7 protein-coding genes and 1 pseudogene are annotated in these 6,369 nt (G+C 43.0%); 4 read left to right on the top strand and 4 right to left on the bottom strand.

What is annotated here, in order from left to right; genetic code table 11:
* From FTV28_RS13195 to FTV28_RS13190, 3 genes and pseudogenes are all read right to left on the bottom strand, one after another.
* The coding region (locus FTV28_RS13195; RefSeq protein WP_368856244.1) for a transposase zinc-binding domain-containing protein at positions 1–367 on the bottom strand (367 nt) is incomplete at its 3' end.
* Positions 270–749 carry a BCCT family transporter gene (locus FTV28_RS13695; RefSeq protein WP_338242671.1) on the bottom strand — a complete coding sequence of 160 codons (480 nt, stop codon included), beginning with the start codon at positions 747–749 and terminating at the stop codon, positions 270–272. The genes FTV28_RS13695 and FTV28_RS13195, both read right to left, overlap by 98 nt.
* A gap of 30 nt (positions 750–779) precedes the next feature.
* Positions 780–1,292, bottom strand: a pseudogene (locus FTV28_RS13190) (class I SAM-dependent methyltransferase); the annotation flags it as partial.
* Between the two features lie 149 nt (positions 1,293–1,441).
* Here FTV28_RS13190 and FTV28_RS13185 point away from each other — a divergent pair.
* The 3 genes from FTV28_RS13185 (at position 1,442) to FTV28_RS13175 (ending at position 4,169) form a co-directional block, all read left to right on the top strand.
* Positions 1,442–2,686, top strand: a complete 1,245-nt coding sequence (locus tag FTV28_RS13185) for a hypothetical protein (protein WP_179990686.1) — start codon at positions 1,442–1,444, stop codon at positions 2,684–2,686.
* Between the two features lie 276 nt (positions 2,687–2,962).
* Complete coding sequence (gene erm / locus FTV28_RS13180; RefSeq protein ID WP_107318659.1) at positions 2,963–3,832, top strand: 23S ribosomal RNA methyltransferase Erm; 870 nt, start codon at positions 2,963–2,965, stop codon at positions 3,830–3,832.
* Positions 3,833–3,848: 16 nt separating this feature from the next.
* Positions 3,849–4,169, top strand: a complete 321-nt coding sequence (locus FTV28_RS13175; RefSeq protein WP_179990683.1) for a hypothetical protein — start codon at positions 3,849–3,851, stop codon at positions 4,167–4,169.
* A gap of 170 nt (positions 4,170–4,339) precedes the next feature.
* Here FTV28_RS13175 and FTV28_RS13170 read toward each other — a convergent pair whose 3' ends face one another.
* Positions 4,340–5,842, bottom strand: a complete 1,503-nt coding sequence (locus FTV28_RS13170) for an IS91 family transposase (protein WP_138773302.1) — start codon at positions 5,840–5,842, stop codon at positions 4,340–4,342.
* Positions 5,843–6,260: 418 nt separating this feature from the next.
* Between FTV28_RS13170 and FTV28_RS13165 the strand changes: the two genes are divergently transcribed.
* Positions 6,261–6,369, top strand: a 109-nt coding sequence (locus FTV28_RS13165) for a dihydropteroate synthase (RefSeq protein ID WP_158701390.1), incomplete at its 3' end; no start/stop codon positions are given.

Below are 6,369 nucleotides of genomic sequence, written 5' to 3'. Positions count from 1 at the left end.
CGATGCCCAGCACCCACCCCATGATCTCGGGCCGGCTGGCAAACAGGAAACGCAGCTGAAACGGGAAGCTCAACACCCACTGACGCATGGGTTGTTCAGGCAGTACTTCATCAACCAGCAAGGCGGCGCTTTCGGCCATACGCCGTGCGCCACAACTAGGACAGAAGCCCCGACGTTTGCAGCTGAACGCAACCAGGTGCTCAGCGTGACACGACTCACAACGCACCCGCAGAAAGCCGTGTTCGAGACGGCCGCATTTGAGGTAGTCATCAAACTCGCGTTGCACATAGCCGGGCAGTTCCCTGCCCTGCGCCGCCAAATGGGCAGCGAACGTCTGGTAGTATTCTTCGACGATCCGATAGAGCAGGGTTTGCTCGGGCCGGTGACGCTGGTAACGACCAGTGTTCTCGTCCCGGCTGGCCATCCTGGCCGCCACTTGGGGCATGATCCGCATCCTTGCGATAGCCATAGCTAAACTCGGGTGCCTCGTCATCAGGCCCGAGGCGAATACTGCCAAAGCGTGACAACCCCAACCAGAGTGTAAAAATGACAAAGCCACTGGTCACTAATAAGTACAACCAGCCAAAGTCATCAGCGGTCGCATCCAGTGCTTTTTGCGCTAACTCTTGAACGCCATCAGGGTTACTGACTGTGGCAATTAAAAACAAACCAATAAAGAGTATTGATAGGTAAAAAACGGTTCCTACGTCTCCTAAAAGACGGTTTACCCATTGCTTAAACGTACTCATTACTTTCCTTAGAACTTACTATTTAACTAACTATTTCTTACAGGCAACCACTTGAACGACTGCTCCTTTACCCTGGTGATAGTTTCCTTCAGAGATTTCACGCTCTACTTCAGCACCTATTATAAAATCCAAACCGTTTAGTTCTTGCTGCAACCCTTCAAGCGACATAAACATATCTATTTGCGAGGCAGGAGGACCACCCACTCCATCCATGTCAATATGAGCAGCTGTATAGGCTTCTAGCATAAAGACGCCATTTTCTTTTAATGCAGCCACTGCCTGCTTATGCAATTTCAACCGTAACTCAAGAGGCACATGAGCGAAAATTGAAACGATGCCATCCCAAGCGTCTACGCCTAAATCATACTCATTTAAGTTGGCTACCACTGTGGTGATTTTTACACCCTGTTCAGCCGCCAATTTGTGTGCTTTTTCTAAGCCGACGCTAGACTGGTCAACCGCTGTAACGTCATAACCTTGCTTGGCTAAAAACACAGCATTGCGACCTTCACCTTCGGCTAAGCAAAGAACCTTACCTCCTTTAGGTAATTTAGAAAATTCGGCTTGTAATAAATAAAGGCACTCAAGATTTTTATGCTTATTTTTCTAATTGGGAAGCTGTTCTATTTACCCAAATATCGGAAGATGTTATTTTTGCCTTTAACGAATACGCAGCATTAATACGCGAAGACTTGTTTGTTGCAGATGACGAGGAATTTGAGGTTTTAGCAGTTATAAACCTCTCTCCAACTAAAGATGTTAATGGAAATTATGGTCTAATTTTTTATACCGCAATCGAAGACGAAGAGATCAATGAATATAATGCAGGTATGCTTTTTTCTGATATAGTGCTAGTTTACGATAATGGATATTTTAACACTGTTCGCTTTGAGGACATAATTGATGAAGATCAAGAAACAATATTGGATGAAGGCATTCATAATACAAGAATTGAGATTGAAGGTTATGAGTTTGAAATAAAAATTAAAACCATTTTAGATGAAATATCAAGCGATGATTTTTCAAAAAACTTGGCATTTAATAATAAAATTGAAATTGATATAGACTCTGAATCCGTTAAATTAGGCTCCACTTTAGAAGAAGTCTTAAGCGACATGAAACTAAGTTTATATCTAGGAATTTATTATATAAATCACCACAAACATTCTAATGTTCAAGTTACAAAAGATATGGTTGTTTCTTATGACATTGACACAGAAGGATACGGCTTTATAGTTATCAAATATACTGTTGATGAAAAAGATTATTTCACCTCAAAAACCTTTTTAGTTGCTAAAGATGGGGATGTAATACATGATTCACAAGTTATAATTAATATAGCCGATATGGATCTTTCTGACATAACTGATTATTCTGACATAATTGACTATGGTGTTAGCTATGCCTCATATGGTTCAATCAACAGAAATCCATTACTAATTGTGCCAATGGATTTGGATTTTTCGGGTCTAAAATTAGATTTTGAGGTACTAATTTACGATCTCTACGATTTTAATGAAATTTCAAATGAGTTTATTACCGTTTTAATAGGTGAGGATTTTGTATATGACAACACAAGTGTCGGTTTACAATGGATAACGATTAATGCAATCGACTCTAATGATGATACTTATGAATTCCAACTCTTAATTGCTGTCTACGATAACAATGATGAAAACTATGCAATACCTTATCTATCACATGAATTTGTCAATATACTAGGCGATTATAGGTTTCAAGAGGGATATGGTGTCGAAGGCATAAAATACGATGAAGAATCTCAAAAATTTCTTTATGCAGAATATATAGATATATATTATTGGGGAATTGATGAGCCTAAAACTTTTTACTTGTCCGAAACAAATTTTAAAAATGGCTTTTTTGCACTTACTCTAAATGTTTGGGGAATTGACGTAGACTTCACGGTGCCAGTATGAGAGTAAAATACTAAACATATTAAAATCTAATGTTTTGGTTAAATATTAACATATAAAAGTTGTGAAGAATTTAATAATCATCACATCTTTTTTTATGCAAATTTTTATTTGGTTTAAGATTTGTAACCAGTATTAGTAGTTTTTTATATGTAAAAACACCATTATTTTGTATGCTTGCTATATGTCCAATTTAAATGGCAATAGTTGACAAACTGTACGTTTCATCTTATAATTAATTATATAAACTATTAAAGATTATGCAATTAAAGGGAATTTATGGAAAGAAATATTAGGGATTCACAAAATTTCTTACACGATAAAAAATTAGTTAGTAGCCTTGTTGAAAATAGCAATATAAATAATACTGACATTGTATATGAAATAGGTCCGGGAAAAGGCATAATAACCGAACATTTATTAAGAGTAAGTAAAAGTGTAATTGCAATTGAATTAGACACCTCTTTGTATCAATTTTTAAAGCAAAACTTGAATAGTGAAAAACTAACACTTATCAATCAAGATTTTATGAACATAAAACTTCCTGATGGCAATTATAAAGTTTTTTCTAATATACCGTTTAATATGACGGGAGAAATCTTAACAAGATTACTAACAGCAATCAACCCGCCACAAGATATGTATATTATAATGCAGTACGAAGCAATGTTAAAATACGCAGGCACTCCATATTATAAAGACACATTAAAATCACTTATGTTCAAACCGTTATATGATATAAAACTGGCTTATGAGTTTTTGCCTTCAGATTTTAAACCAAAACCCAACGTGTCTATAGTTCTTGTGCATTTCCATAAAAAAGAATATTGTGATATAAAAAAAGCAACAATGTTAGAATATTGGGATTTTTTATCATATATGTATACTGCCCCAGGATTAAATTTTAAACAAAAAACAAAAAATATTTTTTCTTATGAACAGCAAAAACGTTTGAAAAAAATTATCAATTTAGATAGTGAACTAAATTTTTCCGATTGGACATATATTCAATGGATTAAAATGTTCGATACATATAAGCAGTTTGTATGCCAAGACAAGAAAAAACTCGTAGAAGGTTCTTATCAAAAACTTTTAAAAGAACAATCAAAATTAGAAAAAGTCCACAGAAGCAGAACTCAAAGATATTAAATAAAAGGGTACTTAATTGGAAAAAGGTTACTACTTATTTGCATATGTAGAGATAAACAAGTATGCCAATTTTTATAAAACAGATACAAAAAGGCACGACCAAAATATTTCACTTTGGGAATATGATGGTGGTAAATTGTCATTATTAAGATATTGGGAACTAGAGCGTTTATCCAGAATAAAACATCATAATAAAGCTTTTTATTCTGAAACTCAATTCAAAAATATTGTAAATGTTTTATTATCTGAATTTAATCTGCAATTATCAGATATAAAAGAGTATAGGAAGAATAAACGCCGTTTTTCTCCAAGTCCAGCCACTGTAGACCGCGAATGACGGCCTGCTTTGCCAGTGGGTGATTCTGAATCCGGCCCGTGTAGCCATCGATCCCGCCGAAAATTCACCCGTTTTTCCCGACAGCCGGGGCCAACCCAAGCCGCCGGCATAACGCATCCCTGCCGCGGCTGAATTACCGCAGCATCGTGATCGGAATCGTTTGGGACGGGTCAGGTAAACAGACCCGGCGACAGGCCAGCCGGTGGTGCCCGGCTCTCGGGCAACGGGCTGGACTCGTTGGTTTCGGCTTTTTGCTTCAGATGGTCGAGGATCTGCTTGATCACTACCGGATCTTCAATACAGGCAATCACCTTCATGGCACCGCCGCATTCGCTGCAAGTCTCGATGTCGATTTGGAATACACGCTTGAGCCGCTGTGCCCATTTCATCGACGCTCGCCGCCCAGCGGGTGTTGGCGGCTCATCCGATACCTTGACCTTTTTGCTCCCCTTGCCCCTCATGGCAGGTGTAACCAGGGCGCGGTGCTTGCTGTTGGGCGCAAACACCCCATGAAACCGGGTAAGGTTCACACGTGGCTTCGGCACCAACGCCGACAGTCTTGCGATGAAGTCCAGCGGCTCAAAGATCACATGCGTGGTGCCGTCCCGGTACGGCGTCTTAAGCTGGTAGCGCACGTTGCCATTCTTCGTGAGCGACAGCCGTTTCTCAGACACCGCCGGGCGGCTGATGTAGTGGCACAGCCGTTCGAGTTTGCTGCGCTCATGGGCCTTGGCCGCTACGCCGGCATGTAGCGAGAAACCGGCAACCTTACCGGGCATGTCACCAAACTGATCTTCCGGGTCGCAGGCGGGCAGTGTCTGCAGGGTGAACACCTTGCGCCCTGCCTGTGGCCCCACGGCGATGCGATACGTGATGGAATGCCCCAGCAGTGGAGTCATCGCATCTTCATCCACCGCATCCAAGGCCAGGTAACTGTTTTCAGCATCCCGCTCCAGTAGGCCTTGCCGCTCCAAATAGCGGCCGACCCGATGGGCGATGGTGTGCGCCAGTTGGGTGAGTTCGGCGCTGGTCGGCGCCCTGACCCAGAGGAACCGGGCTGTTCCATTGGGACGCTCAACGTACACGCCATCGAGGAACAGCATGTGAAAGTGAATGTTGAGGTTCAGTGCACTGCCGAAGCGCTGGATCAGGGTGACGGCACCGGTCTTGGCCGCTTGGTGGGTATAGCCCGCTTTCTTGACCAGATGCGTGGCGATGACGCGGTAAACGATGCCCAACACCCGGCCCATGACCTCCGGCCGGCTGGCGAACAGAAAGCGCAATTGAAAGGGAAAGCTGAGTACCCATTGGCGCATGGGCTGTACGGGCAGAACCTCATCGACCAGTAGCGCGGCGCTTTCGGCCATACGCCGTGCGCCACAACTAGGACAGAAGCCCCGACGTTTGCAGCTGAACGCAACCAGGTGCTCAGCGTGACACGACTCACAACGCACCCGCAGAAAGCCGTGTTCGAGACGGCCGCATTTGAGGTAGTCGTCAAACTCGCGTTGCACATAGCCGGGCAGTTCCCTGCCCTGCGCCGCCAAATGGGCAGCGAACGTCGGGTAGTATTCTTCGACGATCCGATAGAGCAGGGTTTGCTCGGGCCGGTGACGCTGGTAACGACCAGTGTTCTCGTCCCGGCTGGCCATCCTGGCCGCCACTTGGGGCATGATCCGCATCCTTGCGATACTGTGTTTTTATACAGTTTATCGCTCAGCTGCGAGATATTGAAGTCTCAGCTGTGATGCCAGCCAGTGCCAGACATTGCCTGTGAGTGCCAGTCACTCCCACTCTATTGTAAACAAGACATTTTTATCTTTTATATTCAATGGCTTATTTTCCTGCTAATTGGTAATACCATGAAAAATACCATGCTCAGAAAAGGCTTAACAATATTTTGAAAAATTGCCTACTGAGCGCTGCCGCACAGCTCCATAGGCCGCTTTCCTGGCTTTGCTTCCAGATGTATGCTCTTCTGCTCCTGCAGCTAATGGATCACCGCAAACAGGTTACTCGCCTGGGGATTCCCTTTCGACCCGAGCATCCGTATGAGACTCATGCTCGATTATTATTATTATAGAAGCCCCCATGAATAAATCGCTCATCATTTTCGGCATCGTCAACATAACCTCGGACAGTTTCTCCGATGGAGGCCGGTATCTGGCGCCAGACGCAGCCATTGCGCAGGCGCGTAAGC

Origin of the sequence: Acinetobacter sp. YH12252 (genome assembly GCF_013417365.1) — a bacterium.
Lineage (GTDB): Bacteria > Pseudomonadota > Gammaproteobacteria > Pseudomonadales > Moraxellaceae > Acinetobacter > Acinetobacter towneri.
The sequence above is the reverse complement of the archived record's forward strand: the minus strand, read 5'-3'. Positions and strand labels throughout refer to the sequence as shown.